Source organism: Caulobacter sp. P1_B12_2, from assembly GCF_056406675.1.
Genome location: NZ_JBFTZS010000775.1, coordinates 1 through 1,087, shown reverse-complemented (window position 1 = coordinate 1,087; position 1,087 = coordinate 1). Strand labels below are relative to the sequence as shown.

Sequence of the window (1,087 nt, the reverse complement as noted above, 5' to 3'; positions counted from 1 at the left end):
GAACAGGCCAGGCTCGACGGCGGCCGCCGGTTCGGTGACGGGCGGCGGCGCGAAGGCCGGTTCGGCGACCGGCTCTTCCGGAGTCAGCCGGAATGGCGCGACGACGGGCTCGACGGCGACGTCCGGCTCGGGCGTCGCATAGATGAACGACGACGGCGCGGCGGCGGCCAGGGGCGGCGGCTCGGGCAGGACCAGGTCCTGGACGGGCGCGGCGATCGGCAGCGGCGCGGCGGCCTCGTCGGGCAGGATCGCTTCCAGGCGCGCGCCGACGGCGGCGGCGGCCTGTTCGCTGGCGCTGGGTCCGTGTCCGGTCAGCGCGGGCGTCGAGGCGCTGTCCTGGCGCAGGGCCACGGCCTTGTCGCCGTTCAGCGCGGTGGTGATCGCGGCGGGAGCCTGGTTAGGCACCAGTTTGCCGGCGTCGTAGTCGATCYTGGGCCGCAGCACCGAGCTCGGCGCGGCCACCCAGTGGCCGTCGGTCGGCGTCAGGAACAGCGCCTTCTCGGCCGAACGGCGACGGACCAGGGCGTCGACGACGATGCGTTCGCCCTCGAAGTCGGCCTTGCGCCACATCTCCATCTCGCAGGCGGCCAGCAGCGGCGCGCCTTCGTTCAGGCGGCGCAGCACGGCGGAGCGGACGAAGTTTTCGGTGCCGATGTTGAAGGCGAAGCAGACCAGGGCGTCGAACTGGTTCTGGTTCAGCGGCGTGTAGGTGTTCTCGTTGACCGCGTGAGCCACGGTGATCAGGTCGTACAGAAGCAGAGCTTCAGCGTCCTGTTCCGAGACAGACGCCCCACCGCGCGCGGTCAGGGTGTGGCCATAGCCCAGCGTCCAGCGCCCGTCGGGCAGCTGCGCGGCTTTCATCCGGTAACCCTCGAACCTCTTGATGAGTTCGACGGCGGCGCGGGAGACCTGATAACGCGGTTTCATCGCCAAGATGACCCAGTTTGAGACAGACGCGGATGCGTTCGGGGTGTTCCGCGCAAGATAGGCGCCGTTCGTGGCGCCCGTGGGGGTCCTCCCCCTCTCCTTCGCTCATATGAACGCCGCGCGTAGCGGATTCGGGCCGGCGCGTCAGCGGCCGGCCGCG

1 protein-coding gene is annotated in these 1,087 nt (G+C 70.7%); it reads right to left on the bottom strand.

The features are described 5' to 3' along the window. The coding region (locus tag AC1DZ6_RS25680) for a lysozyme (RefSeq protein WP_477099909.1) at nt 1-927 on the bottom strand (927 nt) is incomplete at its 3' end. Nucleotides 928-1,087: the final 160 nt, after the last annotated feature.